Annotated in this window: 19 protein-coding genes and 5 tRNA genes; 13 read left to right on the forward strand and 11 right to left on the reverse strand. The window is 38.0% G+C overall.

Annotated features, from left to right (window positions below):
- Window positions 1–276: 276 nt before the first annotated feature.
- On the reverse strand, window positions 277–1,203 hold the full coding sequence (locus tag H4J38_RS07055) for a LysR family transcriptional regulator (RefSeq protein WP_182130909.1): 927 nt from the start codon (window positions 1,201–1,203) through the stop codon (window positions 277–279).
- 113 nt (window positions 1,204–1,316) lie between these two features.
- On the opposite strand from H4J38_RS07055, the gene H4J38_RS07060 reads away from it, so the two are divergent.
- A complete protein-coding gene (locus H4J38_RS07060; protein ID WP_182130910.1) occupies window positions 1,317–1,958 on the forward strand; it encodes a LysE family translocator in 642 nt (213 codons plus the stop codon).
- 369 nt (window positions 1,959–2,327) lie between these two features.
- Here the strand turns inward: H4J38_RS07060 and H4J38_RS07065 are convergent, their stop codons facing one another.
- Entirely contained in the window at window positions 2,328–3,965 is a 1,638-nt protein-coding gene (locus H4J38_RS07065; RefSeq protein WP_259365432.1) for a DUF885 domain-containing protein, read from the reverse strand.
- A gap of 746 nt (window positions 3,966–4,711) precedes the next feature.
- Window positions 4,712–5,479 carry an ABC transporter substrate-binding protein gene (locus H4J38_RS07070; protein ID WP_220465472.1) on the reverse strand — a complete coding sequence of 256 codons (768 nt, stop codon included), beginning with the start codon at window positions 5,477–5,479 and terminating at the stop codon, window positions 4,712–4,714.
- A 436-nt stretch (window positions 5,480–5,915) separates the two neighbouring features.
- Here H4J38_RS07070 and H4J38_RS07075 point away from each other — a divergent pair, with 436 nt between their 5' ends.
- Together H4J38_RS07075 and H4J38_RS07080 are read left to right on the forward strand one after the other, a co-directional pair.
- Window positions 5,916–6,755 carry an HDOD domain-containing protein gene (locus tag H4J38_RS07075; protein ID WP_182130916.1) on the forward strand — a complete coding sequence of 280 codons (840 nt, stop codon included), beginning with the start codon at window positions 5,916–5,918 and terminating at the stop codon, window positions 6,753–6,755.
- Window positions 6,756–7,070: 315 nt separating this feature from the next.
- Window positions 7,071–7,238 carry a hypothetical protein gene (locus H4J38_RS07080; RefSeq protein ID WP_182130918.1) on the forward strand — a complete coding sequence of 56 codons (168 nt, stop codon included), beginning with the start codon at window positions 7,071–7,073 and terminating at the stop codon, window positions 7,236–7,238.
- 64 nt (window positions 7,239–7,302) lie between these two features.
- Here H4J38_RS07080 and H4J38_RS07085 read toward each other — a convergent pair whose 3' ends face one another.
- A complete protein-coding gene (locus tag H4J38_RS07085; protein WP_182131250.1) occupies window positions 7,303–8,052 on the reverse strand; it encodes an MBL fold metallo-hydrolase in 750 nt (249 codons plus the stop codon).
- Window positions 8,053–8,295: 243 nt separating this feature from the next.
- On the opposite strand from H4J38_RS07085, the gene H4J38_RS07090 reads away from it, so the two are divergent.
- From H4J38_RS07090 to H4J38_RS07100, 3 genes are all read left to right on the forward strand, one after another.
- A complete protein-coding gene (locus tag H4J38_RS07090) occupies window positions 8,296–9,183 on the forward strand; it encodes a DMT family transporter (protein WP_182130920.1) in 888 nt (295 codons plus the stop codon).
- Between the two features lie 177 nt (window positions 9,184–9,360).
- Window positions 9,361–9,855 (forward strand): peptidylprolyl isomerase, encoded by a 495-nt coding sequence (locus tag H4J38_RS07095; RefSeq protein WP_182130922.1) that lies wholly within the window; start codon window positions 9,361–9,363, stop codon window positions 9,853–9,855.
- Window positions 9,856–10,247: 392 nt separating this feature from the next.
- On the forward strand, window positions 10,248–11,552 hold the full coding sequence (locus tag H4J38_RS07100; protein ID WP_182130924.1) for an amidohydrolase family protein: 1,305 nt from the start codon (window positions 10,248–10,250) through the stop codon (window positions 11,550–11,552).
- Between the two features lie 143 nt (window positions 11,553–11,695).
- Here H4J38_RS07100 and H4J38_RS07105 read toward each other — a convergent pair whose 3' ends face one another.
- The 5 genes from H4J38_RS07105 to metG form a co-directional block, all read right to left on the reverse strand.
- Window positions 11,696–12,604, reverse strand: coding sequence for a DMT family transporter (locus H4J38_RS07105; protein ID WP_259365433.1), 909 nt, complete (start codon window positions 12,602–12,604; stop codon window positions 11,696–11,698).
- Window positions 12,605–12,722: 118 nt separating this feature from the next.
- Window positions 12,723–13,481 carry a tRNA (N6-threonylcarbamoyladenosine(37)-N6)-methyltransferase TrmO gene (gene tsaA, locus H4J38_RS07110; RefSeq protein ID WP_182130926.1) on the reverse strand — a complete coding sequence of 253 codons (759 nt, stop codon included), beginning with the start codon at window positions 13,479–13,481 and terminating at the stop codon, window positions 12,723–12,725.
- Window positions 13,478–13,906: an Rcs stress response system protein RcsF gene (gene rcsF, locus H4J38_RS07115; RefSeq protein ID WP_182130928.1), complete on the reverse strand. Its 429-nt coding sequence runs from the start codon at window positions 13,904–13,906 to the stop codon at window positions 13,478–13,480. The genes tsaA and rcsF overlap by 4 nt, the downstream gene beginning before the upstream one ends.
- A 44-nt stretch (window positions 13,907–13,950) precedes the next feature.
- On the reverse strand, window positions 13,951–16,083 hold the full coding sequence (locus H4J38_RS07120; RefSeq protein ID WP_182130930.1) for a cation:dicarboxylate symporter family transporter: 2,133 nt from the start codon (window positions 16,081–16,083) through the stop codon (window positions 13,951–13,953).
- A 216-nt stretch (window positions 16,084–16,299) separates the two neighbouring features.
- Window positions 16,300–18,429, reverse strand: a complete 2,130-nt coding sequence (gene metG / locus H4J38_RS07125; protein ID WP_182130932.1) for a methionine--tRNA ligase — start codon at window positions 18,427–18,429, stop codon at window positions 16,300–16,302.
- A 120-nt stretch (window positions 18,430–18,549) separates the two neighbouring features.
- Here metG and apbC point away from each other — a divergent pair, with 120 nt between their 5' ends.
- The gene (gene apbC, locus H4J38_RS07130; RefSeq protein ID WP_182130934.1) at window positions 18,550–19,650 is read left to right on the forward strand and encodes an iron-sulfur cluster carrier protein ApbC; all 1,101 of its coding nucleotides are present in this window, start codon (window positions 18,550–18,552) and stop codon (window positions 19,648–19,650) included.
- Window positions 19,651–19,759: 109 nt separating this feature from the next.
- Complete coding sequence (dcd, locus tag H4J38_RS07135) at window positions 19,760–20,353, forward strand: dCTP deaminase (RefSeq protein ID WP_182130936.1); 594 nt, start codon at window positions 19,760–19,762, stop codon at window positions 20,351–20,353.
- A 149-nt stretch (window positions 20,354–20,502) separates the two neighbouring features.
- Here the strand turns inward: dcd and yvcK are convergent, their stop codons facing one another.
- Window positions 20,503–21,432, reverse strand: coding sequence for a uridine diphosphate-N-acetylglucosamine-binding protein YvcK (gene yvcK, locus H4J38_RS07140; RefSeq protein ID WP_182130938.1), 930 nt, complete (start codon window positions 21,430–21,432; stop codon window positions 20,503–20,505).
- Window positions 21,433–21,827: 395 nt separating this feature from the next.
- On the opposite strand from yvcK, the gene H4J38_RS07145 reads away from it, so the two are divergent.
- The 5 genes from H4J38_RS07145 to H4J38_RS07165 all read left to right on the forward strand — a co-directional run bounded on the left by H4J38_RS07145 (window position 21,828) and on the right by H4J38_RS07165 (window position 22,706).
- Window positions 21,828–21,903 (forward strand) — tRNA-Ala (locus H4J38_RS07145).
- A gap of 124 nt (window positions 21,904–22,027) precedes the next feature.
- A tRNA-Glu gene (locus tag H4J38_RS07150) sits at window positions 22,028–22,103 on the forward strand.
- Between the two features lie 145 nt (window positions 22,104–22,248).
- Window positions 22,249–22,324: transfer RNA gene (locus H4J38_RS07155), tRNA-Glu, on the forward strand.
- Window positions 22,325–22,461: 137 nt separating this feature from the next.
- Window positions 22,462–22,537: transfer RNA gene (locus tag H4J38_RS07160), tRNA-Glu, on the forward strand.
- A 93-nt stretch (window positions 22,538–22,630) separates the two neighbouring features.
- Window positions 22,631–22,706: transfer RNA gene (locus tag H4J38_RS07165), tRNA-Glu, on the forward strand.
- A gap of 393 nt (window positions 22,707–23,099) precedes the next feature.
- Here the strand turns inward: H4J38_RS07165 and H4J38_RS07170 are convergent.
- Complete coding sequence (locus tag H4J38_RS07170) at window positions 23,100–24,668, reverse strand: cation:proton antiporter family protein (protein WP_182130940.1); 1,569 nt, start codon at window positions 24,666–24,668, stop codon at window positions 23,100–23,102.
- Window positions 24,669–24,674 lie beyond the last annotated feature (6 nt).

Genomic DNA, 24,674 nt, shown 5'->3' on the forward strand with positions numbered 1-24,674 from the left:
ATCACATGGCAGATGTCTAAAAGCTTACAATGAGAAAACCGCAGGAATTTAATTCGGTGCTATGGGGATTACTTAATTCTCTTTTGCTCTGGATGGATGAAACGCTTTATAGGTACTAATGTACGCAACGTAAGTAATTATCAAGCCACTCATAATAATTTATAAAACTGAATGTCTGCAAAGCGGATAAAGCCACAAAGATGAATAAGTCTGATTGAAGCTTCAGATGATTTTTCGTTGTAAACACTAAATTTTACCACAAAACAGAACCACCACTTACGAACCAGGCTGAATTATAAGTAACTTTTGTTTCATAAAGTCGATAAAAACGCGATTTTTATTAGGTAGGTATTTACTTTGCACATACTGCAAACAAATATCACCTTGATAATTTCCTTGTAACTGCCAGTCCTCTAACAATGGAATGAGTTTCCCTGTTTCAATACCCTGTTGCGCGATATAATCTGGTAAAGAACCAACACCAAAGCCCTGTTCAATAGCATCTCGGCGCATTTCACTGTGATTAATTAGATATGACCCTGTCACTTGTACCGTAGTTTGTTGATTTTTATTACTAAATCGCCAACGACTATCAGCCATATTTTCGCCTAAGCATATGCATGCTAAATTTTTTAAATCATCGGGGTGTAATGGTAGCGTGTGTTTGGATAGAAAATCAGGGCTAGCACACACAACATGTTCAACATGGCCAAGTTTGACGTTTACCAAGGCTTCAATGGGGGTGTTATTAATATGAATCAAAAAATCTACACCGTCATGAATAGGATCTAAAATACGGTCGGATACCTTTAAATGCAACTGGATATCGGGATAGCATTTCAAAAACTCAACAAACAGTGGTCTTAATACTTTATTGGCTAGTGATTTTGGTGCCGCTACTCTCAATAATCCACTAACTGTCGATGTTGCAGAGCGGCTAGCATTAACAGCTTGATCAGCAGATTCTACCATTTGCTTACAATAATTAAATGTTATTTTCCCTGACTCCGTTAATGCCAGTTGTCGTGTAGTTCGCTGTAATAATTTGATGCCTAATGCATCTTCTAATCGGCTAATTTGACGGCTCACTGCTGAAGGTGTGACCCCAAGTTTTTTTGCCGCCTTGCTAAAGTTTCCTTGCTCGACCACAGAAACAAAAATAGCCATATCAGATAATAAAGGGATTAATTTATTTGTGTCCATGAAGCACAAGTCCTTTTCCAATTAAGTGTATTGTTTAAAATAGCTCATATATTAACATAGTTGCAGTGAATAAATGAGTTGCTGCGAGCATACTTAAAATTGTAGAGGTAAATATGGAATTGTTAATAAATACTTATATGGCAGAAATTATAGCGGTGAGCACAATTGCTATTTTTATGGCTATGTTACCCGGTGCTGATTTTGTGATGGTGACGCGTACGAGCATCAACAATGGCCGTTTGGCAGGTTTATATATGAGCTTAGGTATGTGTTTATCTGTTTGTATTCATGCTAGCTATTCTATTGCCGGATTAGCAGTATTGATAGCAAATTCGCCATGGTTATTTTCAGCAATTAAATTTCTAGGAGCGGCTTATCTTATTTATATTGCTTGGCAGTTATTAACAACACGCGAGAGTTTAAATAAAAATCAAAGTAACCCTACGACTCAAATGTCACCTTTTATGGCATTCCGTTTAGGCTTTACTTGCAATATATTAAACCCTAAAACATCTATTTTCTTCTTAAGTATTTTTACGCAAGTTGTGTCGATAGATACTCCGTTAATAATGCAAGTAAGTTATGGTTTGATCATTATGTTGGCACATTTTATTTGGTATGGCGGTGTGGTTTTATTGTTATCACATCCAAGTATATTGCCTCGTTTCAATCGACAAAAGAAAAAAGTTGATAAAGTATCAGGATTTGTATTGATGCTAATTGCTATAAAGCTCAGCTTAGTTAGTTCTGTTTAAGTAAAAATGGCTGATATGTTGATTGTGATAAGCCATTTATAACCGTTTTGTTCATTTTAAAGTCATGCTTTTGAAGTATTGTGTCTAACTGCTGTGTTGGCTTAGTTGTCTATCAGGGCAAAGGTAGCTCTACATCTTTTGAGCATTGAAAAGTCACAAAAATCAATTGATGCGAACGATCGCTGTGTCGGAGCTGTTAACCTTGATGAACGTCGCTAAAGCGTCAGTCATGGGCACAGACCAAGCTATATTGAGATTAAATTTATCTCGCTTTGTGCCACAGAGCGAGATAAATTTAGCATTACTATTGCAACTTACCATCATCAAGATTCACCTGCATAAGGGCAACTTTGAATACGTAATAGTAAATTACAGTTGCTCTTTTGCAACAGCCTCAACTTCCGCTAGAAAAGCGGGTTTATTGTTGGTCATTTCCCACATTCCTAAAGTGATTGGTATTCCTCCTATGCTATTCAATTCGTCAAAGAATTGCTTAAAAGCAAAGCTGCGACCCTGTTCCTCGACTAACTTTGCTTTTTGCGCTATTGCAGTATCTAGCAAAGCTTTACCCGTAACATAACTGGTACCATAACCCGGTTGACGTAGATAAAGATGTTGTTCAAAAATAAGTAATTCAGGTTCTGTTTTCATCCATCCTCTAGGGGTGTAGTTCATATGGATTTTACCTGCCTGTTCCATCGTCATTTGATTGGCGTGAGCGTACAGTGAACCAAGCCCTCGAGCTGCTCTCTGAGCAAGCATAATCCAAACAATTTCCCGTGTTCTGGGATTGTGATCATACAAACCAGCATGCATAAATATTTCCTCCACAGCAGTGGCAGTGCCTTCGTTACGCGTATCGAATATATTATACAGCAGGGCATTTTTTCTCATGGTTCTTGGATTAGGTTCGTTTTCAATTATAGCTAGCTCAAACCAGTGATAAAAATGCGAATACAAGGGGGTTGGATCAAGGTGGCTGCCGATGTAGAAAAAGTTTCGTGTTGCTTCGGGCACAAAGTTACCTAAGCGTTCGTAAAGGGCAGGTGCAAAGTAATCAGCTACTGTTAGGATATTTTTTTCATGCAAAAATTTAAGAAAAAACGCAGCTGAACGATTTGCTAATAGATCATACTCTGCAGAATTTTTGACCGGCTTCAAAGGGGGGAGGTCTTTATTTCTTTGTTCCTCTAACTTTAATGAAGACCAAGCCCTATCAAGCTCACGGCGTAAAAGTCTTTCTTCATCTTTCCATGTCATAGGCAATAAATGTACGTGCTTTTGATACCAACTATACTGGGCCATTCCAAGTCCTGAAGGCCCGGTTTTATCTGTACTTTGCTGCTGTAACCAAACAACGAATTGGCGGGTTGATTGCAGTGCTTCTTTATGCTCTTTTATGAGCCGAGCATTATTCGTACTATCAATTTGTGGCTGAAGAGTTAACAGTGATTTGTGCTGCTCTTGAATATCACGTATACCCGCTATCCAGAGTTCTTTGGCGTTGCCTGTTAAGTTCTCTTTAGCTTGAATATGAAAAGGCTTTATGCGAGATAGGTCGTTGCTAAGCCTATTCTGCTCGCTTGCAGTCAGTGGAAATGAATAGCTCCATAGTTCAGTAACATAATGGGGAGTAGGTCCCTCGTGAGCAGGCACATCACTTTTATATGTCCATACCTGCTTGTAAAACGCTGGGTCTCTTTGCCATGGTTTTAGCACTGTCTCATTAAATTCATAGCCATTAAGTTCTGCTAACATTACAAACCAGTCGACTTGTTGTGCAACGGTCCATGCTGATTTATCAAAGGCTAATAATTGCTGTTTAAATTGCGCCCATTTTACATGACGTTTTTCGAAAGTATTTTTACGATAGTCAGGTGCAAGCTCGTGCAACGGCGCTACCTCAAAAGTACGCCACTGAATAAAAAGCGTCTCTAATTGGCTAAAATCTGCAGATGATTTTACGCCAAACGAAAAAAATAATAGTGCTATTACTATATATTTCATTGTCATGTTCCTATCCTTGAAAAGAGTCTATGTAATGTAACAGGGCACGCACTGATAAATCTATTAACAATATACGAAATATAAAGGCAAGGTTTGAATAAATTTTCTAATATTAGCGACTATGAGTAGGCCTGACAATCGTCTGTTTTTTGAACACAATGTCGGGTTTGGGGAATAACCCAAACATGGCACTTTATTTACTTACCGTTTTTCGATTGCTAATCGTATCTGCCTGGAGAAAATAGGTACGTATCTTGCCAATTCTCCCAAGTGAAGAATGACTTGATAAGTTGATGATTTTGACATGCTTTATTTACTGTAACTTTCAGAAAATTCTCCGTTGTTGTTATGTGAAATTAACATTGTAATGACTTGAGGGGCAATATCTAATCCGACAGTGCCTATCATAGCTGCTCATCGAACTTTTGAGACGAAACTGGATGTCTTTTTTTTCGGAGCCGTTGCTGTTAACTCTAATATTTATAACGACTACTTTCGTATAGATACGAGGATCAATTCCTGACAACTTATTGCCCAATCTAAATAATATTCATTGGTGGAGTTAAATGTTATCACTGTGAAGGTATCTAACGGTTGGTGCAGTCTAAGCAGATGCTAGAAGGTTCTGCTTACTTCGTAGGCGATTTAAATCTAAAACGTATATAGGTACAAATAGAAGTGAAGAAACAAAGTGGACTTGTAGTGAGTGAGTTAGCTGCCGTTATCGCTATCTTGATAGTTAAGTTTTATTCATTGTATAGCATTGGTCTATAGGCGTTAATTTTCGGCAATAGACTAACCGCTGATAACGTTGCGGCGCTTGCTGCAGTTACCTGATATTTGTTGGCGGTATTTTCTAAAAAACCGTTATCTTTAAGTTGCTTCAACGAAAGTTCAAGTTTCGGTATTAATGCCGCGTGTTTTTCATTGAGATAGGTAAAAAGATGAAATGAAAGTACTGCAGGGCTTTGTATCATTAATTGTTTATTTAATTCAGGAAACTGGTTTAATAGATTTTTTGCAACTGATGCAAACATGATGGCCGAATTTACTCGTTTTTTCGCGACCATTTCTAACACTTGCTTATTGGAAGAAACTGCAACACGATTTTCTATTTTGAGATACTTTCTTATCGTTTTCGAGCCACGCAGAAATGATACTTTACCTTGGTTGATAGATTCCCATGTAATCGGGCGGGTGATCTTTTTTTGCGCCAAGGTAATCATTACAATTTCAGTTAATACGATAGGTTCGTTAACCAGTACGTAGTTAGAAGTGTCGGCATCTGAAATATCTTTAAAATTTATAACTCGAGATAGATCCCCATCAACATAACCATTGTTTACTTGGGAAATAACTCTGCTACCCGGCATTTCAATTACGTTTATTTCAATCGAATAAGGTTTTAGCGCTTCTTGAATAACTTCTTTTAGATATAAACTTAAGGGAGGTCTAGCATGAGTGGCAAATACAAGTTTTTCTTCTGCTAATAGAGGCACGGAAATTAGGATCAAAAAAAAGGTATAAATACTTATCAAAAAAATCCTTATTTTTGGCCGTTTCATATATCTCTTATCCTTAAGTATTGAAATTATACGAGGTCATATTTTTTAATGTCTTAACTTCCGATTTGTTAGACAGCTGGCGAAGCTATTGATACTAAACTTATCGTAAATGCCTATACACAGTATCGTAAATGTAAAGTGTTTAAAATACAAACAAGTATAGCTTATGTGTTTATTTTATCTACTATAACTACACCACTTCAAACTGCTATTACTCAAAACTAATACCCAACGATTATGAAAATATATTATGGTGTGAATATTTTCCTTGGGGAAATTTAAGTTGACCACTACATACAGAAGCATATATTGTTTTAAGTACATTAAGACTGAATATATTAACAGTTTATTTTGTGATGTTAAATTGCATAAATAGGAGAAAGAGATGTTAACGACAGCGCTTGAATATGCAGAAAAAGCAGAGAAACTCTGTGTTTTACCCGATGTTTATTTACGCTTAAAAGAGATGATGGATGACGAGCAATCAACTTTGGTAGATATTGCCAATATCATTGCACTAGATCCTGCGTTATCTTCTAAACTCCTAAACGTTGCAAATAGTGCGCTATTTAATTTTCCTCGAGAAATAGACAGCATTTCAAGAGCAATATCTATTCTTGGTACTGATGAAGTTCACAATTTAATTAACACCTATGGTGCAACCACGGCTTTTTCAGCGATTGATACTAGTATTATTGATATGGATAGGTTTTGGGAAATTAGTGTTGATTGTGCATTGTTGTGTAAGTTCTTAGCGCAGAAAAAAGGCATTAAGAATGCTAAAGGTTTATTTGTTTCGGGCTTACTTCATAACATTGGTGAATTAGTCGTTATGCAATCTGATCCTAAGAAGGCTCAATATTGTCAAGGCTATGATAAAAATGAAACCCCATGGCAAAGGCAAAAAGATGTTTTTGGTTTTACCTATGCCGACTGTAGTGCGCAATTATTAAATTTATGGCAACTTCCACAAAGTATAATTTCTCCAATTGAACAATATCATCAAGCTTATAATGAAGATAAAGATGAGGCGGTTTCACTACTTTATATCTGTACTAGGCTGGCCTTACTAAATTCTCACCCAGGTATGTATTCAAAAAAATCATTCGTTGGTCAACATGTTATGGAAGATCTTGGTATTACTTTAGCTGATTTAGATGAAGCGGTGAATTTTTGTAATATCGAAGGTATGGCTATTATTTCAGCATTGAAGTTAAAAACGTAGCGGCTAATGTTTTAAAATTAAATTATGCCGCTATTAATAAGATAAATTAAAATAAAAGTTTACTTTGTCAATTGTTGGGGATATAGTGCAGTCGTTAATTATTCCTATCTAGTTTATTTAGCCGATTGTTTAAAAAATCGTGTTATGCCTTTCCCTTTCACAGTTAGTCATCACTTAATTTATTAAGCTTAAATTATTGTCTGATTTTTCGAGTTTTTTTCGTAAATATTTTTTATTTTTCACATATAAAAAGAACAACTACACAATAATATAGCTTTTGTTCATGCGTTATTACGCACATTAAAAGAGTTTATTATGTCTTATACATACCAAGGTACGATCTATTCGATCGCCTCACCCGTTCAATCAATTTCTGTTAACAAAAATAATGTTGCAGTGACAGATAAAAACGGCACAAAATTAATCTCATTTACTAATGTAAATGAGTCAAAATCGTTTCTAGCTTGGATTTACCAAAGCTAAAAACCAAACCCTAGCTATTACAAGTTACTTTAAAAACGCTTAGTTAAGCTTTAGATTAGTTACTTTATTGATTTAATAGCACCCGTTTGAGTTTTGTTTTGACTGAACGCCAATGTGTCGCAGGTTTAGTTGGTGCTATCGCTATCAACTGTTGCCATTGCTGTTCAGTTAATTGAACTTTTGCACCATGTGCTAAAAGTACAGACTCAACATTCAACGCCTTAATTTTTTTTAACGACTCAATATAGCGATTAGGGTAAAAAACCGGGTAGGGTGGTATAAAAGCGCCTCTAACTTTTACCATCAAATCGGCAACATATATTTGTTCACTAGCTTTATGATGCAACGATATATCTCTATCAGTATGACCTTGCGTAAAGTGCACTTGCCAATCTTCAAAACCAGGTAAAATGGCCTGATCAACTAGATAATAATCAGGTGTCAGGGAGCTTGAGTAATAGATATACTTTTTTGCTTTCTTCTGGCGACCAGCTACCCATAACGTCAATAACATATCCGTTAAATGCATTAATTTACCGTCAATTCCTGAATACCATTGCCCTGGTACATTTGCTGCGGCTACTTTACAACCATATTTTTTACGTAAAATATTTGCCGCCCCTGCGTGATCTGGATGCATATGTGTGACGACAATTAAGGCAAGATCAGACATAGAACGTTTTAGTTCTTTAACTATAAAATTTTCTATCATGGCAATATCAGCTCGGCAACAGCCATCAAGCAATAAAAGCTTGTCAGCGTACTCGGCCAAATAAATATTTTGAATATAACCATTTAAGTAATGTAGTTTGATCATAAAAGCGACTATGACGATTTAGTTATGATTAAACTACCTTGTTATTGTTGAAACCTCAACAGGTAAGACCACACATTGATAAGCTATTTATATTATCGTATTTCCACGTGCAATATATTATTTATTCAACTGATAATTTTAGTAGACCACCTAGTAATTAAATAGAAAATTTCAATAATGGTTTTTAGTTTCATCAAACCATACAATAGTATTTATAAAGTATTGATACTTGGATTTTTCTTGGAACTTTGGATTTACTTCACTTTACTTGCTGCTTTTATGCAAGCCATTCGTACTGCTGGCCAAAAACAGCTTACTCAACATCTCAATGCTATGGCAACTACTGGTGTTAGGTATATTTACGCGCTACCTTTTGCTTGGCTATATTTATGGTGGGTACTAGATTACCGAGCATTGCCTCTGCCACCATTAAATAATGAGTTTTTACAATACGCGCTTATCGCTTGTGTTATGCAAATTATTGGTACGGTTTGTTTAGTTGCGGCATTTAAATATCGCAATTTTGCTGTTGCCACGAGCTTAGCTAAAACCGAAGCCATTCAAGTAGCCGTTGTGGGCGCTTTGTTATTTTCGGCCAGTTTATCGCTGATGGGTTGGTTTTCAGTAATTATTGGTGTGGTGGGTGTTTTGTTAGTGTCTAAAGTGAAATTTACTTTTAAAGATGTCTTTCAAAATCCTGGAGCTGGCTTTGGTTTAGCATCAGGTTTAGGTTTAGCCATAACAACACTACTTATACGCCAATCGAGCTTAGCATTAAATAGTGACTTGTTACTAAGTGCAGCGATTACCTTAACTTTTATGATCACAGTACAGTCGATAATTTCTTTTATTTATGTTTATTGTCAGGATAAGCGACAGCTTCTTACGATGTTTAGTCAATGGCGGTTATGCTTATTTGTAGGTGTCACGAGTGTTGTTGGTTCAATAGGTTGGTTCACCGCTGCGAGCTTTCAAAATGTCGCTTATGTTAAAGCATTAGGGCAAGTTGAGTTCTTTATTACTTTGTTTATCACTTATCGTATTTTTAAAGAAAAAATATCAGCCATAGAGTATGTTGGTATGTCGTTAATTATTGTGAGTGTAGTGGTTTTATTATTATGGGCTTAGCGCTAAAGCTAGTTCTAGCGTTAATTATACCTTAACACGACATTAATTCTCACTATGAGAACAATTCTTAATTCAATTGGTATCACTATTTTGCTAAACTCTTGCGCAAAGACTCACGCACAATTTTTTGCCATATAAATGTGGCACATTAAAACTAAATACTAGCTTGGAAATAATATGAAAATTACCGATAAAACCGTTGTTCAGTTTCACTATGTACTTAAAGATGAAGCGGGTGTTGAAATAGAAAACTCTCATGCTGGCGATCCTTTAGCCTACCTACACGGTTTCAAAAACATGTTAGTTGGCGTAGAAAACGCATTAACAGGCAAAGAAACGGGTGATAAATTCTCAGTAACGTTACAACCAGAAGACGCTTACGGTGAGCGCCAAGAAGATGCTATTCAACGTGTGCCAGTAAAACACATGCAAGGTTTACCTACGCCAAGTGCTAAATGGAAAGCGGGCATGACAGCCGCTGTAAATACTGATGGTGGCCAACGCCAAGTGACTGTAGTTAAAGCCGGTAAATTTATGGTTACTGTTGATATTAATCCGCCGCTAGCGGGCAAAGTTCTGACTTTCGATTTAGAGGTTGCTGATGTACGAGAAGCAACGGCTGAAGAAATTGAGCACGGCCATGCTCATGGTGCAGGTGGTCATCACCACTAAGCGAAAATAATTTTCGTTAATCAAAAAACCAGCTTAATGCTGGTTTTTTTTATTCCAGACAATAACAAAGTACCTGCGTCCATGCAGGCAATGTCGTGTTCATATCGCCATTGTTAGCTCTCTTGGTAATTGCTCGTGCATTTCACTAATGACCTTACTTCCGTGTAGAACATAGCTCCACGGCATTAATACATGCATTTACGTCGATGTGAAAGCTCAAAGGTGTTTGTTAATATTTGAAACTTAAAGACTGTTAACCGTTATTGAACTGAATAAACTTTCCGTTTATCGAATTCAATTTTTATTATTTTGACATACTGTTATGGTGAGTAATCGATTTAGTCCGATTTATTAAGACATTCAGGTCATAAAATAACAATAAGGTCCAGAACATGTTTACATTGAAATCATCTATTACAACCCTAGCGTTAATCGTGAGTGCCGCGTTGTCTCAGTCAGCATTAGCGACCACTACCGTTATTCATGCCGGTGAATTATTAGTTACCGCTGGAAAAACACCGCTTAAACAACAAACTTTAGTGATTACCGATGGTAAAATTACTGAGTTTAAACCTGGTTTTGTTGATTTGAACCGCTTTGCAAAAGATGCAAAATTAATTGATTTATCCTCAAGTTTTGTTATGTCAGGCCTTATGGATATGCATGTACACCTGCAAGGAGAACTGGGGCCGAACAACGATAGTGAAATGGTTAATTTATCTGACGCAGATGTATTAATGAAAAGCGCCTATTTTGCTAATAAAACCTTAATGGCTGGCTTTACTACCGTGCGAGACCTAGGAGGCAGTGCTGAACAGATATTTGCGCTACGCGATGCTGTAAAACGTGGTTGGATAACCGGGCCAACAATTATTGCTGCTGGTAGTAGTGTCGCAGTAACTGGTGGGCATGGTGATGTAGATGGCATGGCACCTGACTTAATGGAGCTACATACAGCAAAAACGGTTTGTGATGGCCCTTATGATTGTCGACGAGCTACTCGTCATGCGATTAAATTTGGTGCGGATGTTATTAAAATCACATCAACGGGTGGCGTGTTATCAGATACAGATACTGGCACGGGTCAGCAAATGGCAGATGATGAGTTAAAAGAAGTGGTTGATACTGCGCATGCACTGGGTCGTAAAGTGGCGAGTCATGCACATGCTGCTGCGGGCATTAACGCGGCATTACGTGCAGGGGTCGACAGCATTGAACATGGCAGTTATGCCGACAAAGAAAGCATTAAACTATTCAAAAAAGGTGGTGCTTATTTAGTACCCACATTAATGGCAGGCGATACCGTGGTTAACCTAGCCAAAACTACTGACTTTATGTCACCTACAATCCGCGCTAAAGCTATACGTGTTGGTGGTGATATGATCGAAAACTTTAAACGCTCATACAAAGCAGGTGTAAAAATAGCTTACGGTACTGACAGTGGCGTTTCAAAACATGGTTATAATGCGCGAGAAGCACAATTAATGTTTGAAGCTGGGATGAGCACGCAAGACATTTTAGTTTCTGCGACAATTAACGGCGCTGACTTAATTGGCAGGTCAAAAAGTTTAGGCACATTAGAAGTGGGTAAAGTGGCGGATATTATTGCTATGCATGCTAGCCCGTTAAACGATATTAATGAACTGCTAGACGTTGATTTTGTAATGAAAGACGGCAAGGTCGTTAAGCAAAAATAAGTGCATTAGCGATTAAATTACATTGTTTAAATGAAGGCTGTTTTATAACAGCCTTTTTTATGCTCAGGACGAGCGGTATGCTGCGAACACATGGATGCTCTTCACGCGCAGTATGCTGCGATCACAAGAGTAACGATATTACGTTATTTCCTTTGTAAAACGCCAGTTGTTAATGCCACGCCAAACAGTATCACACTGCCTCCAATAACCATCATTAGGCTAATAGTTTCACCTAAAAATAACGCGCCCCAAAGAATGCCAAAGGCAGGAATTAAATAGGTCACTGAAATCGCTTTTGCAGGACCAAGCTGCGCGATAAGTCGAAAAAATAATATATAGGCAACGCCAGTGCAGATAACACCAATCAATATTACTGACCAGATTGCATTTGTGCTGGGTAATGTTTCAGGAATAAAAAATAAACTTAAGGGTAATAACATAGCGGTAGCGGCAATTTGGCTGCCAGCAGCTAAAGCTAAAGGCTTTATTGTGCTGAGATATTTTTTAGTATAATTTGCTGAAATACCATAACAAAGTGCAGCTAACATCGCTGCTAATGTTGGCAGTAAGGCATTTTTGTTAACTGACTCTTCAGTAAGCTCCATACCAAAATGTAGATTGTCAGAGACTAATAAATACACGCCGATAAAGCCAATAAATAAGCCAAATATGGCACTTAGGCTTAACTTATCTTTTAACCACAAATAGGCGACTATTGCGCCAAACATCGGGGCGGTAGCGTTCAATACTGATGCTGTTCCAGCCGTTAGTGTTAATGTCGCAAAGCTGAACAAAGCAAAAGGTATCGCGGTATTTAACGCCCCAACCACGAAAATATCTCGCCACCGACCTTTTAGAGCTTTAGTTTCTTTGAATAAAACTAAACACATGATCAAAAAGATAGCCGCTATACCTGTGCGTAATGTGGTAAAAACTATTGGACCAAACTCTGGTGCGCCGACCCGCATGAACATAAATGACGCACCCCAAATGGCGGCTAATAATAGTAGTTCAATACTGGCTGTATGTTGTTGAGTGTCTGGTATCTTCAACAATTATCCTTAGTTAAAAATTATTATTCTTACCATTAGTTTATATAGTTAACTGATGGATAGTCGCGGTATTCGGACAGCGCTTGTAAATTTCAGCATTAAACAGCATTAAACAGCATTAAACAGCATTACTGCTGATCTCTTCGATAGCTATAACGTGCAATGTTGATATATCTGTCATTTGCCAATTAATATTAAAATCATACAAAGTCATGCCGTAAATTTTATCGTCAGCTTTGTTTTGTTTATAGGCTGGGCGAGGATCTTGGTTTAACACTTGTTCGACGAGGTTTTGTAGTCTTGGGTAATGCTCGCTATTGTTATCTAAGGTAACTAGTGCGGCGCTGGAGAATATCACTTTAATATTGTTGTTCGGCTGTTCTTGTGCATAGCCGCCATGGGCATTTTCGATAATATCAGCATAAGGCACGTAAGGTTTTATATCGATAATCGGCGTACCATCAAGTAAATCTAATTCACTTATATGCAAAATCACCTGCGAAGCCCTCTGTCCTGCATTGTCTTGTGCTGTAAAACCTTGCTCTATTCGGTCAAGTTTAACCACTGACATACCTATAGGATTAGGCCTAAACGTAGAGCGGGTGGCAAATACGCCGAGTTTTTTATTACCGCCTAAACGTGGTGGGCGTACCAGTGGTTTCCAGCCTTGTGCTTGTGTGCCATGAAAAACAAACAATAACCAAATATGACTAAATTGTTCTAAGCCTCTGACTAACTCAGCATTATTGGCTGAGCCAGTCAGACGCAATTGTCCTTGAGCGGCGGTAACAATACCGGGTTGCCTAGGTATAGCAAACTTTTCCTTGTAGGGAGAGTCGATAGTGCCAATGACATTTAAGTTAACGCTGTCGGTCATTTTTTGACTTGCTCAACCTTATAAGCTCGACCATAGCAAACGGTAGATGCTACACAATATTTCGAGGCTTTATCTTCTTCTATCATGACACATTGACTAAAAATGATGGCATTGGCTTCAAGTTTATAGGCTTTGCCTCGTGCTTCGGTGCGAGCATCAATTTCATTGGGCGCAGCATGATGTGCCTTCTCTTGGCAAGACTCGCCTTCAACCAAACCTAGAAACTTATATTTACCGACGAAGTCTTTTTCACTTGTGACAATTTTTACTTTGGTCGGCGAAAAATAATTTTTAAAATTTTCACGGTCTAAGTTTGTTGATATGTCATTTATTTTTGCACAGCCACTAAAGAATAATGACGTAAGCAATAAAATCTTTGCATTGCGTTTAGTTGCTGCTGAGGTTGCTTTGAAATTTTTAATCATTTTTATAAACTCATTATCATCTGATCTTTATGGAATATATCTTTTTACTGCTTCTGTTTTGCCAAACTACTATCGCCTTTAATCCAATAGTTAAACAGTTTATCGATGGTTTTACTTTGTTGTTTCATTGTGATCCAATTGCGCATAAATAACTCAAAGCTATGATCATTTTTATTAATCGGGAAGGCCATAAAAAGTGGCGCTAATTCAGGTTTAGGCACCACTACTGTATAGCTTGGGTTTAATAGCGTCCAGGCAGATGACGCTGCTGCACCAAAAAGCATGGCGTCAATATGAGCAAATTCAGCTTTAAAGAATAATCGGGGAGTCGATATCTCCCAGGCTTTGCCGTGGGTAAAGGTTCTAGCGATGCCTTTTTCATAATAAAAACTTTCAGGAATACCTAAAATAAGATCATCTCGTTGTAAAATATTATCCCATTGGGTAAATTCTGCGCGTCTTTTATCTTTAACGATAATCGCCAAATTTTGTGAGCTGTAAGGCATTGTTAAGGTGAATTTAGTCATGTTATCTGGAATAACGGGCACACCTGTAGTGATGTCTAGATAACCTGATGCTAATAACGCCCTTGCTTGGTTGCGAAATATTTTAACGAACTCAATACCGACATTAAGATCAATGGCGAGTTGGTTCATTATTTCAATATCGAAGCCAACAAGTTTGCCTTTATTGTTGTGAAATGAATAAGGTAAATCGTCACGAAAATATCCTACACGGATAAAACCCCGCTGTTTGATGCGAGTTAACACACCAATAGAAGGCTTTACAGTTTCGCTATTATCCAGTGCTTTATCTAAATATTTACTGTTGACATTATCCATCAAAAAGTCGCGTTCAATAAACTTAACATAGCCTTCGTACTGATAACTTATTGAGCTAAAAGCATACTTTAAGCTGATAAAGGATAAAACAGACAATGCAGGAATAATGAGTAAGTATTTAATCAGTGCTTTTTTCTTTAGGGTAAAAGCCTTAGCCATGCTGGTTGCAACAAGTAAAGGTAAGCAACTGGCGAAAGTTACTGAAAGTAATGCCGATAAACGACCAACAACTAAGTTTTCAGAAACAAGAAAAAAATCAAACATGGTATGTGAAACGTTAAATATCTCTAATAGGTTTTGCATCGCCAAAGTGCTAGTACCAAACAATTGTGGAATACCTATTACCACCAATTTCACATAATCTTCAAAGCTTATGTAGGCACCTGAGAACCATGCGGCAAACAACACAAAAAGCAGGGAAAGCAATTTACCACCAACCGGTAAACTGTAACTAATAGGGACAATAACATCAGAAACTTTATCGGCATTTTCGGTGTCAGGATATTGGGTGGCAATTAACTGTTTAGTTTTTTCAACAATAATCGGAATAACGACAAAAAAACTGCCAGTAGCAAATGCTGTGATCATAGCTTCTCTTGAGGCTTTTAAAATTGCTCGATAGCCAAAAGGTGTAACGGTTGCTAATAGCGCCGGAAATACCACAAAAGCCAGTAAAAGTGTCAACACTAAGGCACTGGCAACATAAATCATTAAACCATCGAGTTGAGAGGCATCAAGGGTTGATGCGGCTCGCCAACCGATACAAAAAATGCCAACAGGAGCAAAGCGCATAACTAAGTGACTTATATTGCTCACCGATTGTTTTAAGTTGCTTAGCACGGCTAGCGTCTGACGCTTATTTTTAATCGGCATTAAGCCAACGCCAATAAATACGCTAAAAAACACTACGGAAGGGATCACGGCATTTGCGAAGGCATTAAAAGGATTCGACGGAATAAATAATTCAATAATATTAAATTCTTGGCTAACTTTGATGGTATTGGCACTGTAAAACTCAGCGGTTTGCCAATTTGGAAATGATAACGGTGCCATCAATATAAAACATAACATCAGAGCAATTAGCAATATGACCAGCAGTATGCTGCTCTTAAGTGCAGATTTAGCTTTGCTGGCAGACAAACCGCCAATACCCACCATAAGTGACAGAGAAATATAAGGTAGCGCTGTCATTTGTAGTAGCATCACAAAAGCGTCGGCAAGGTGGTTTACCGTTGAATATAAGGTGTTGGAAAAGCTACCAATCAAAAGCCCCATGGCCATGGCAATGATAATACGGGTAGATGTTGGAATTTTGCTGAGCTTAAATGTTGTCATATTGGGTAATAATAATTTTAGTGCGTATTAATTCGCACATTTGAATGTGCACATCAGCGTTTATACATTTCAATAAATCGAGAATATGAAATATACGACACAAGATATTAAAAAGGCAAACCCTTGTATACGCTCAAGGTTTGCCTTTATTTCTTATTCTGCCTTAAATACTGCCGTTATGCTTACGGTTATTTATAGGTACTTCGTTGATAATGACTATTTAACGCGCATACCCGGTTGAGCGCCATCATCCGGATTAAGTATCCACAAGTCTTTGCCACCAGGACCTGCGGCTAAAACCATGCCTTCAGACATGCCAAAGCGCATTTTACGTGGCGCTAAGTTAGCGACCATAACTGTCAGTTTGCCAATTAAATCTTCAGGTTGATAAGCTGATTTGATACCAGCGAATACTTGGCGAGTTTCACCACCTTCTTGGTCATCAAGAGATAACGTTAAACGCAGCAATTTATCGGCTTTTTCAACATGCTCAGCATTAACAATTTTTGCGATACGTAAGTCTATTTTTGCAAAATCATCAAATTGAATTTCAGGCGAAATTGGATCATCTAGTAATGGCTCACCGGTCAGTTCTTTCACAGGCTCAGATTTTTTAGACTTCTTCTTATCCGCTTTTTTATCTTTTTTTGCATCAGCTTCATCAGATGTTACCGCTAAATTATCTTTTGAATCATCAGTCATGGCATTAACTTTATCCATATCAACACGCTGTAATAATGCTTTGAACTTGTTGATTTTATGATCTGTTAATAAGGTTTTATGACCTTCCCAAATAAGTTCGTCATTTAAGAATTCAGCTGTGCTGTCGGCTAAAACCGGTAGTACTGGCTTTAAGTAAATCATTAACGTGCGGAACATATTAATGCCAAGCGAACAAATGTCTTGTACTTCTTGCTGTTTCGTCTCGTCTTTAACTAACTGCCATGGTTCTTTAATAGCGATGTATTCATTAACTTTATCAGCCAGTGCCATTATTTCTCGCATACCACGAGCAAAATCGCGCGACTCGTAATGGGCAGCAATACTATCACCAGCGACCATAACTTCGTCAGCTAAGGCTTGATTATCAATATTAGTTGAAAGCATGCCGTCGAAACGTTTAGTAATAAAACTGGCACAACGTGAGGCGATATTAACTACTTTACCAACAAGATCTGAATTCACCCGTTGAGCAAAATCTTCAAGGTTTAAGTCTAAATCATCAATACGATTTGTCAGTTTTGCCGCATAGTAATAACGCAGGTACTCAGGATTTAAATGATCTAAATAAGTGCGGCCTTTAATAAAAGTGCCTTTTGATTTAGACATTTTTGCGCCATTAACGGTAACAAAACCGTGCGCATAAACAGATGTAGGTTTTCTATAACCAGCGCCTTCAAGCATAGCTGGCCAGAATAGACTATGAAAATAAATGATGTCTTTACCGATAAAGTGGTAAAGCTCAGCTTCTGAGTCCAATTGCCAAAAAGCATCGAAGTCGATACCGGTTTTGTCACAAAGGTTTTTAAAACTGCCCATGTAACCGATAGGGGCGTCTAGCCAAACATAGAAGTATTTACCGGGCGCATTAGGAATTTCAAAACCAAAGTAGGGTGCATCACGACTGATATCCCACTGCTTTAAGCCTTGTTCAAACCATTCAGCTAATTTATTGGCCATTTCTTCTTGAAGTGCACCACTGCGTGTCCATTCTTGCAACATGTCGCCAAAAGCGGGTAGGTCAAAGAAGTAATGTTCTGAATCACGCAGCACTGGCGTCGCGCCAGAAACTACTGAACGTGGATTTAAAACTTCCATAGGTGAATAGGTTTCACCACAGTTATCACAACTGTCACCGTTTTGGTCTTCACTTTTACATTTAGGACAAGTGCCTTTAACAAAGCGATCCGGTAAGAACATGCCTTTTTCAGGGTCATATAACTGTGAAATAGTACGGGTTTTTATGTGACCATTCGCATGTAAACGGTTATAAATCTCTTCAGCAAAAGCTTTGTTTTCATCGCTGTGCGTTGAATGATAATTATCATAGCTGATATGAAAGTCGGCGAAATCTGCCATATGCTCTTCACGAACACCTGCTATTAATTCTTCAGGCGTTATACCAAGTTCTTGTGATTTTAACATGATAGGCGTGCCGTGAGCATCGTCAGCACAAACAAAGTAAGTTTCATGACCACGCATACGTTGAAAACGAACCCAAATATCAGTTTGAATATGCTCTAATAAATGGCCTAAATGAATAGAACCATTGGCATAAGGAAGGGCACAAGTGACTAAAATTTTACGCTTATCTGCAGCTTGCACAGATGACTTTGATAAAGACATATAAAGTTTACATATTATTGGTGGTAATTATGCAGGGAATGGTACAGAATTTGTCGTTACTTTTCATTAAGAATTATCGTCTTTATGTCAATAAAGGCTAGATAAAAGCGCGTTTTAATCATGTTATCAAATTTCTTTTCTAAAAATGAAGTCAGTGTCGAAAGCCAAAAAGCGATTAATGCTTTTTTAGACGCTTATCGCTCAGATATTTTTCCTCAAGGGCTGCTGGTTATTGCTCAGGCTGTTACCATGGTGATGACCAAAAAAAACATCCTGATCAAGATGGTACTTCCTTTTCCCTGTGATGGGCAATTACATAATATTGCAGAGCAATTATCAGAGTTAGTGCAACAACCGGTTAATTTTGATGTTGAATATAAAGTACAGCCCGTTAGAGAGCACAAGATTAAAGGCATAAAAAATATTATTGCAGTTGCTTCGGGTAAAGGCGGTGTTGGCAAATCAACTACCGCAGTTAACTTAGCGTATGGCCTAATTGCAGAAGGTTGTAACGTGGGTATTTTAGATGCAGACATTTACGGCCCTTCTGTACCGACTATGCTGGGTCTTAAGGGCGCGAAACCGAGCTCAAATGACGGTAAGTTGATCACACCGCTTGAGGCAAATGGTTTAAGTGCTATGTCAATTGGCTTTTTAGTCGATGATGCCAATGCAACGGTATGGCGAGGCCCAATGGCCAGCCGTGCTTTTTCGCAATTACTCAATGAAACTGACTGGCCTGATTTAGATTACCTTATTATCGATATGCCGCCGGGTACGGGCGATATTCAGTTAACCTTAGCACAACAAGTGCCGGTTGCAGGGGCCGTGGTGATCACCACACCGCAAGACATTGCCTTAGCTGATGCCATTAAAGGTATGGCGATGTTTGAGCAAGTAAAGTTGCCTGTGCTGGGTATTATTGAGAATATGAGTTATCACCAGTGTGAAAACTGTGGTCATCAGTCGCACTTATTTGGTGAGGGCGGTGGCAAGCGCATTGCCGAAGCGGCAAAAACACAATTACTCGGACAATTACCCCTAGATATCCGCATTCGAGAAGACGCTGATAGTGGTAGTTGTGCAATAAATGAAAATAGCACTGGAGAAGTTGCGCTGCTGTATCGTAATATAGCGCGTAATGTCGCAGCACAATTATACTATCAATTAGATATGCGCAGCCCAACAACCGCTAAAGTGGTCGTTAAAGAAAATAAATAAAGCCAATATAATTTTAAGACGCAAAAAAGAATACAAAGTTCTTTTCGTCGAAATAATACCAATCGAATTAATTCGATTGGTATAACAACTGAGTCTAAGAAGAATAATCATGAGATTAAGTGATAAAGATATAGAAGAAAGCCTTCGCAAAGGGCAGATAGTGATCTCACCAACACCAGACAGTAGTATGATTTCTGGTGTCAGTGTTGATATTCGGTTGGGCAATGAGTTTCGCGTATTTCAAGATCATACCGCGCCTTATATCGACTTAAGTGGGCCAAAAGAAGAAATGCAAAATGCGATGAACTCTGTGATGAGTGATGAAATTTATATTCCAGACGGCCAAGCGTTTTTTCTTCACCCAGGTGAGTTAGCATTAGCGGTTACTTTAGAATCAGTAACCTTACCTGATAATATTGTCGGTTGGTTAGATGGCCGTTCATCGTTAGCGCGTTTAGGCTTAATGGTGCACGTTACAGCTCATAGAATTGACCCTGGTTGGTCAGGTCAAATAGTGTTGGAGTTTTATAACAGCGGTAAATTACCCTTGGCATTGCGCCCAAAAATGAAAATAGCCGCGCTTAATTTTGAAACTATGTCTTCAAGCGCCGATCGCCCTTATAACAAGCGTGAAGATGCAAAGTATAAAGGCCAAATGGGGGCTGTTGCTAGTCGCATTAGCCAAGATGAGAGTCATAAATAGTAAAGCTTTAAAAAAACTTTACTGCTAATAAAAAGCCAACGAGATAATCGTTGGCTTTTTAGTTTTAATTACTGTCTTATCCTGAAATTTTTTAAAATTTGTTGCTAACTACATATTAAGCTTTGAGCTCTGAGTCGATAAAATAGCCCTTAGTCAGCATTCACCGAAGCTTTTCGCACTGATTCAATGTTGTTACTTACTTTTGAAATACAAACATTCAAGGCAGAAATTAATTTGTCGCGGCTATGATAATGACTAACAGTGTCACTACTTAACTCATGATGGCAAACATCTATAAGTGTTGAGGTGACGTTCGCATCGTGACATATCGCGCTATCAATCGGCAGACATCCGACGTTTTCTTCAATCCAAGCTAACTTTTCATCTAATGTTAAAGCCGCAGCAGGACTATCTTCAGCAATAATATTATCAATAAACACGCGATGAGCATTGGTTTGGTTTAACGCATTACTAATATCACGGACGAGCAACGGTGGAATAACACTGGTTAGAAAGCTGCCTGGGCCCAAAATAATTAAGTCGGCTTTCAATATTGCTTCAACACAGCTTGGTAGCGTTTTAACTAAAGGGGCTAGCATTAAGCTTTTAGGCATCATCGACATTTTATCAACAGATAACTCACCAACACGACATAGGCCCTCAGGGTAAAATGCCATCAAATCTGTTGGTGTTTCAGACATAGGTAATACCGGTGTTTTAACTCTTAATAATCGACGGACAAGTTTTATAGAATCGAGCGGACGTGAATGTATTTGTCCTAGGCCGTATAAAATTAAATTACCGAGATTATGACCACCAAGTTCGTCTTCACCATCAAAACGAAAATCGAATAGTTGGCTGCCAACTGACTTTTCATCAACTAATTGGGTAAGGCAATTACGTAAGTCACCCCAAGCAATTGAACTACTGCGTTTTCTTAAACGGCCAGTAGAACCACCATTGTCAGTTGTAGTTACAATACCAGTAAGCTGGTTTCCTAAAAAGGAGAGGGTAGAAAGTACACGTCCTAGACCGTGACCACCGCCAATGGCAACAACATTGAGCTCTTTTAGCTGCATATAACTATTATTTTTTTCAATTGATTATTTACCATAACGTTTTATTAACTAAAAATAAAGCAACTAGCCATAGTTTATGGTGTCGTTAGCCAGATAAAGCAACATTTTAAGCTTTTTTTATTCTAGGGTATTATTACTAATAGAACTGTTACTTCATTACCAGCTAATCAAAGCATCCTAGGTATTATATATAGTTGATAAGGCAAAATTTAGTCAACTTGTACTATTAGTAAACAGTTAGATAAAATCTTTCAAAAAAATGGCCTAATATCTAAAATAAGGGTTGACAGTATCTTGGTCGCTGCTTAGAATGCGCCTCGCTTTCAACGAGTAACTCGATTATTTGTTGAGAGAGAATTAGGGTAAGTATTAGGCCACTTATTTTATTTCTATGTGGGGCTATAGCTCAGCTGGGAGAGCGCTTCGCTGGCAGCGAAGAGGTCTGCGGTTCGATCCCGCATAGCTCCACCAATATTATTCACTAGTGCTGATAGCATTAATGAAAGATAGTTAAAAAGATAATGTAATTGGATATATCGCGAGGTTGTCGGATTACAAAAACAAAATGCTTTAAGTTTTGTTTTATCGTTTTAGTGTCCCTATCGTCTAGAGGCCTAGGACACCGCCCTTTCACGGCGGTAACAGGGGTTCGAATCCCCTTAGGGATGCCACTTCTTCGGAAGCTTCTTCGGAAGTAAAATGAAAATGAGTTCGTGTTTTTTGACACAAACAAGAAATATATAATGTAAATCATAAGTTCACTAGGCTAGAGCTTTTTACGGTTTCATTATACTAAGTGTTTCGAGTTTATAATGTGTCCCTATCGTCTAGAGGCCTAGGACACCGCCCTTTCACGGCGGTAACAGGGGTTCGAATCCCCTTAGGGATGCCACTCATTTTTTAGTTAGACAAGTTTATTGGTAAGTGTTTTTTGACACATACTATAGAATATATAAAGTTATTATAAGTTCACTAGGCTAGAGCTTTTTACAATTACATTATGTTAAGTATTCTATTTGGTATTAATGTGTCCCTATCGTCTAGAGGCCTAGGACACCGCCCTTTCACGGCGGTAACAGGGGTTCGAATCCCCTTAGGGATGCCACCATTAACTTAGATTGATAAATGTTTTTATAATATTTAACAATCAGATACAAAACATGAAGTAGTTAATTAACTATTATCATATTGTTTTAGTGTCCCTATCGTCTAGAGGCCTAGGACACCGCCCTTTCACGGCGGTAACAGGGGTTCGAATCCCCTTAGGGATGCCACTAATTATTTTACTTTTAGTCAAATAAAAAGTGCTTAAAAGTGAAATAAAAAAACCGACTTATGTCGGTTTTTTTATGCCTAAAATTTATTAGCTGTTCAATATCAAGTGGTTGGTGAAAACGTTATGAGTTTAAGTCTTTACTATTCATCTCAATACCAATTAAATGAGGTAAGTGACCACTTGCTTATTCTGAATACAACCGAACTAAATATTTTTCAGTCAATACTTATTCCTTTCTCATTATTTCCTCCCTGTAAAATAATAAAATAATTCACAGGGAGAAAGGAAGGAGAACCGCAAGAGAAGTAAAAAGGCTATTGGGATAGATTGTAGATGTTTGTGGTTCCAGACATAAACATATGAATCTGCAGGCAAAGCAGATATTGTAGATTTAGTTCTTTTTTAATAGGCTCATACTTTCTTCAGCAAATCCAACGCCAGCTTCGTTATAAAAGTTAAACACTTTATCTACACCGAAGCTTTCAAGCGTTAACCGTTCGTCATCATAGCGCGCAATAGCGGCTATCTTACCTTGATAATTCGTACGTTTTATTTGCCTCGTAATATTCTTCATATCGAGTACCGAAGGCAGTGCTAAAAGTATTAGTTCTACTTTGCTAAGATCAATCCTTTCCCAAAAGTCAGCATCTTCAGCATCGCCACAATAGGTTTGAATACCTTGTTCATTTAACCATTTTACTTTGTCTTTATCAGTGTCTAAGCCCCAAACTTGATTACCAACCTGAGCATTTAAAGCCTTGTAAGCGCCGATGCCAACACGGCCCATGCCAATAATAGCGATAGGTGCTTCGCATGGCTGAACAAAATCATCTTCGCTTAAACGCTTTTTACTTTCGAAGCGCTTAAATTTTTCTTTATTACTAGCAAAGTAATCATGGGCAAAGTTATAAAGTACATTAGTGATAATAAAAGATAGCGCAACCGCTAATGACAATATGACCAACCACTCAGAAGATAGCCAACCTGCTTTAGTACTGAGCGCAGCAATAATAAGACCAAATTCGCTAAAGTTACTTAAGGCTAACGCTGATAAAAATGCCGTTCGTCCACGTAGGTTAAGCTTGACCAGAATAAAGAAAAATAGCAGAAATTTAACCGGTAGTAATAAGGTTAATACTGAGGCTATAGCTAGCATTTCAAGTGTAGGCAGGGCGGTAAAACCTATTGATAAGAAAAAACCAATTAAGAATAAATCTTTAAAACTAAGTAATGATTTTGTTATTTCGCTCGCTTTACTATGTGAAGCTAAATACATGCCAGCTAAAAGCGCGCCTAAGTCACCTTTAACATGAACTAATTCGAATAACTCATAGGCACCAAACGCAATAAAAAAACCCATTAATGGAATAAGCTCGCCATGGCCTGCTTTATTAATGGCTTTGCCAATAAAAGGTTTTAATGGGATGAAAAGCAATAACAAGCCAGCCCATGGGCTAGGTATTTTGCCCGTAGCAACCACTAAAAATAATACCGCAATAACGTCTTGCATCACCAATATGCCAATCGCAAGTTTACCATGGCGTGTGCGCATCTCACCGTGCTCTTCCATCAGTTTAACAACACAAACTGTGCTACTAAAGCTTAAAGCAAACACTATTAATGCTGATGTGGTGATACTTAAACCACTAACAAACGGAATAGTTATAAGCGCGATGCCTTTTAATAGTACGAGGCCAATGAATAACCATAAAACACTATGGCTTAAGCTACCAAACCAAACTTCTGCTTTTAGTAAGTCTTTTATATTTAGCTTTAGCCCTATGGTAAATAGCATCAATGTAATGCCAATATCAGCTAATACGTTAACCATGCTATCAGCTTCATAACCTAGAAAGAGCAGAATGAACCCTGCAGCTAAATAACCAATTGACGGTGGTAAAGCCACCATTTTAATTACTAACCCACAAATAAAAGCAAAACCAATCCAGATAAATTCCATTTTAAA

Source organism: Colwellia sp. BRX10-3 (genome assembly GCF_014077505.1).
Taxonomy (GTDB): Bacteria; Pseudomonadota; Gammaproteobacteria; order Enterobacterales; family Alteromonadaceae; genus Cognaticolwellia.

Bases quoted from the DNA above. Each gene is read 5' to 3' on its own strand.
- tsaA (WP_182130926.1), bottom strand. From the start codon at position 13,481: ATGACCGACAGCGTTAACTTAAATGTCATTGGCACTATCGACTCTCCC.
- H4J38_RS07120 (WP_182130930.1), bottom strand. From the start codon at position 16,083: ATGACAACATTTAAGCTCAGCAAAATTCCAACATCTACCCGTATTATC.
- H4J38_RS07100 (WP_182130924.1), top strand. From the start codon at position 10,248: ATGTTTACATTGAAATCATCTATTACAACCCTAGCGTTAATCGTGAGT.
- dcd (WP_182130936.1), top strand. From the start codon at position 19,760: ATGAGATTAAGTGATAAAGATATAGAAGAAAGCCTTCGCAAAGGGCAG.
- H4J38_RS07075 (WP_182130916.1), top strand. From the start codon at position 5,916: ATGTTAACGACAGCGCTTGAATATGCAGAAAAAGCAGAGAAACTCTGT.
- metG (WP_182130932.1), bottom strand. From the start codon at position 18,429: ATGTCTTTATCAAAGTCATCTGTGCAAGCTGCAGATAAGCGTAAAATT.
- yvcK (WP_182130938.1), bottom strand. From the start codon at position 21,432: ATGCAGCTAAAAGAGCTCAATGTTGTTGCCATTGGCGGTGGTCACGGT.
- H4J38_RS07055 (WP_182130909.1), bottom strand. From the start codon at position 1,203: ATGGACACAAATAAATTAATCCCTTTATTATCTGATATGGCTATTTTT.
- H4J38_RS07095 (WP_182130922.1), top strand. From the start codon at position 9,361: ATGAAAATTACCGATAAAACCGTTGTTCAGTTTCACTATGTACTTAAA.
- H4J38_RS07170 (WP_182130940.1), bottom strand. From the start codon at position 24,668: ATGGAATTTATCTGGATTGGTTTTGCTTTTATTTGTGGGTTAGTAATT.
- apbC (WP_182130934.1), top strand. From the start codon at position 18,550: ATGTTATCAAATTTCTTTTCTAAAAATGAAGTCAGTGTCGAAAGCCAA.
- H4J38_RS07080 (WP_182130918.1), top strand. From the start codon at position 7,071: ATGTCTTATACATACCAAGGTACGATCTATTCGATCGCCTCACCCGTT.
- H4J38_RS07060 (WP_182130910.1), top strand. From the start codon at position 1,317: ATGGAATTGTTAATAAATACTTATATGGCAGAAATTATAGCGGTGAGC.
- H4J38_RS07065 (WP_259365432.1), bottom strand. From the start codon at position 3,965: ATGAAATATATAGTAATAGCACTATTATTTTTTTCGTTTGGCGTAAAA.
- rcsF (WP_182130928.1), bottom strand. From the start codon at position 13,906: ATGATTAAAAATTTCAAAGCAACCTCAGCAGCAACTAAACGCAATGCA.